2 rRNA genes are annotated in these 3,429 nt (G+C 51.3%); both read right to left on the bottom strand.

The features are described from left to right. Positions 1–221 precede the first annotated feature (221 nt). Positions 222–336 (bottom strand): 5S ribosomal RNA (rrf, locus tag DFR47_RS21340). Between the two features lie 198 nt (positions 337–534). Continuing rightward, a 23S ribosomal RNA gene (locus tag DFR47_RS21335) occupies positions 535–3,342 on the bottom strand. Between the last annotated feature and the right edge of the window lie 87 nt (positions 3,343–3,429).

Below are 3,429 nucleotides of genomic sequence, written 5' to 3'. Positions count from 1 at the left end.
TGTCGAGCCTTGCTGCCCGGGAGCGAAGTCAGGCGTAGCCTGATGAGGTGAGGCCGTATAGAAATCGATTGATTATCGATTTCAGGCCGAACGGGCGCTCCACCCTAAATATACGATCGCTTATATTTTTGAAGATTGTTTTTGCTAAGCGATTGATTTGCGTTTTTAGCGCATTGTTGTGATTTGAGAAGATGTTTTGTTTGTTTATGTGCCCTTTGCAGACCTGGCAGCGACCTACTCTCCCGTGTCTTAAGACAAAGTACCATCGGCGCTGGAGCGTTTCACGGCCGAGTTCGGAATGGGATCGGGTGCAGCCGCTCCGCCATAACCACCAGGTCAGCAAAGGGCACAGAAACAAATAAGAAGCTGGTTTTTCGTGCTAGCGCCTTAGCGCAGTTCCGTCTCTAAGCACGCGACTGCGTGCCGGCCGTTAGGCCGCCCTCTCGGAGCCATTCACGAAGTGAATAGGGCGTGAGAGAGAAGAAACTATCAAACTCATCCATTGGATGAGCTTGATGGATATTGATAATGAGAACAATCAAGTCGATCGAGCTATTAGTACCGGTCAGCTGCATGCGTTACCGCACTTCCACATCCGGCCTATCAACGTGGTGGTCTTCCACGGCTCTGATAGGGAATACTCGTTTTAAGGTTAGTTTCCCGCTTAGATGCCTTCAGCGGTTATCTAGTCCGTATATAGCTACTCTGCTATGCCGTTGGCACGACAACAGATCCACCAGAGATACGTCCATCCCGGTCCTCTCGTACTAGGGACAGATCCTTTCAATATTCCTACACCCACGGCAGATAGGGACCGAACTGTCTCACGACGTTCTGAACCCAACTCACGTACCGCTTTAAATGGCGAACAGCCATACCCTTGGGACCTGCTCCAGCCCCAGGATGCGATGAGTCGACATCGAGGTGCCAAACAACCCCGTCGATATGGACTCTTGGGGGTCATCAGCCTGTTATCCCCGGCGTACCTTTTATCCGTTGAGCGATGGCCCTTCCACACGGGACCACCGGATCACTATGACCGACTTTCGTCTCTGCTCGACTTGTCTGTCTTGCAGTCAGGCGGGCTTATGCCATTGCACTCGACGAACGATTTCCGACCGTTCTGAGCCCACCATCGCGCGCCTCCGTTACTCTTTAGGAGGCGACCGCCCCAGTCAAACTACCCACCATACACGGTCCTGGACCCGGATATACGGGTCGCAGTTAGACATCTATGACGATAAGGGTGGTATTTCAAGGATGACTCCACGAAGGCTGGCGCCTCCGCTTCAAAGTCTACCACCTATCCTACACATGTCGCCACAAATGCCAGTGTAAAGCTATAGTAAAGGTGCACGGGGTCTTTCCGTCTAACCGCAGGAACCCCGCATCTTCACGGGGAATTCAATTTCACTGAGTCTGCGTTGGAGACAGCGGGGAAGTCGTTACGCCATTCGTGCAGGTCGGAACTTACCCGACAAGGAATTTCGCTACCTTAGGACCGTTATAGTTACGGCCGCCGTTTACTGGGGCTTCAATTCAAGGCTTGCACCTCTCCTCTTAACCTTCCAGCACCGGGCAGGCGTCAGACCCTATACGTCGTCTTGCGACTTCGCAGAGCCCTGTGTTTTTGGTAAACAGTCGCTACCCCCTGGTCTGTGCCACCCTCATCTGCTTGCGCAAACAAGGGTCACGCTTCTTCCGAAGTTACGCGTGCAATTTGCCGAGTTCCTTCAACGCAGTTCTCTCAAGCGCCTTGGTATACTCTACCAGTCCACCAGTGTCGGTTTAGGGTACGGTCTATATGTGGGAGCTATTTCCTGGAACCGCTTCGCTGCAAGATCAATCCAATAAGACCTTACAACACACGCGATCCGTCACTACCCACAGGCCCACGAATATTAACGTGGTTCCCATCGACTACGCCTTTCGGCCTCGCCTTAGGGGCCGGCTAACCCTGCTCAGATTAACTTTAAGCAGGAACCCTTGGACTTTCGGCGAGAGTGTCTCTCACACTCTTTATCGTTACTCATGTCAGCATTCTCACTTCTGATACCTCCAGGATCTCTCACGAGTATCCCTTCACAGGCTTACAGAACGCTCCGCTACCACGCACATACGTGCATCCACAGCTTCGGTGTATGGCTTTAGCCCCGGTACATTTTCGGCGCAAAGACCCTTATCTAGACCAGTGAGCTGTTACGCTTTCTTTAAATGATGGCTGCTTCTAAGCCAACATCCTGGTTGTTTTGGGATCCTCACATCCTTTCCCACTTAGCCATAACTTAGGGACCTTAGATGGTGGTCAGGGTTGTTGCCCTCTTCACGACGGACGTTAGCACCCGCCGTGTGTCTGCCGAGTAGTACTCTCAGGTATTCGGAGTTTGATTGAGATCAGTAAGACGGTGAGTCCCCATTACCCATTCAGTGCTCTACCCCCTGAGGTATTCGCTCGACGCTCTACCTAAATAGATTTCGCGGAGAACCAGCTATCTCCGAGTTTGATTGGCCTTTCACCCCTAGCCACAAGTCATCCCAATCTATTGCAACAGATATGGGTTCGGTCCTCCAGTTGGTGTTACCCAACCTTCAACCTGCTCATGGCTAGATCACTCGGTTTCGGGTCTAATCCGACGAACTGAACGCCCTGTTCAGACTCGCTTTCGCTACGCCTACACCTACCGGCTTAAGCTTGCTCGTCAGACTAAGTCGCTGACCCATTATACAAAAGGTACGCTGTCACCCAGAACAAATCTTGGGCTCCAACTGTTTGTAGGCAACCGGTTTCAGGTTCTCTTTCACTCCCCTTGTCGGGGTGCTTTTCACCTTTCCCTCACGGTACTTGTTCGCTATCGGTCATGCACGAGTACTTAGGCTTGGAGAGTGGTCTCCCCATGTTCAGACAGGATTTCACGTGTCCCGCCCTACTCAAGGACTACATCGAGCATTACGCATACGGGGCTATCACCCACTATGGCAAACCTTTCCAGGTTCTTCTGCTTGTCTCAATATAGCCACTGGCCTGGTCCGCGTTCGCTCGCCACTACTTGCGGAGTCTCGGTTGATGTCCTTTCCTGCAGGTACTTAGATGTTTCAGTTCCCTGCGTTCGCCTCTTACACCCTATTTTATTCAGATGAAGATACCTTATTAACAATACCTAGAAATCTAAACAGATCCGAAGATCTGCTTAAACTTTCTAGGTATTTAAGGTGGGTTGCCCCATTCGGAAATCGTCGGATCAAAGGGTATTCGCACCTCCCCGACGCTTATCGCAGCGTATCACGTCCTTCATCGCCTGTGCATGCCAAGGCATCCACCAATTGCCCTTAATTCACTTGATTATTCTCATTGCCAATATCCATCAAGATTTTATGCTCACATCAGTGTCTAACGATAAACACCGGCAAGCGTGGCACACCGAAGATAGT

It is taken from the genome of Pseudochrobactrum asaccharolyticum (genome assembly GCF_003314995.1).
Taxonomy (GTDB): domain Bacteria; phylum Pseudomonadota; class Alphaproteobacteria; order Rhizobiales; family Rhizobiaceae; genus Pseudochrobactrum; species Pseudochrobactrum asaccharolyticum.
Note: the sequence above shows the minus strand (reverse complement) of the source record. Positions and strands in the feature narration are given on the sequence as shown.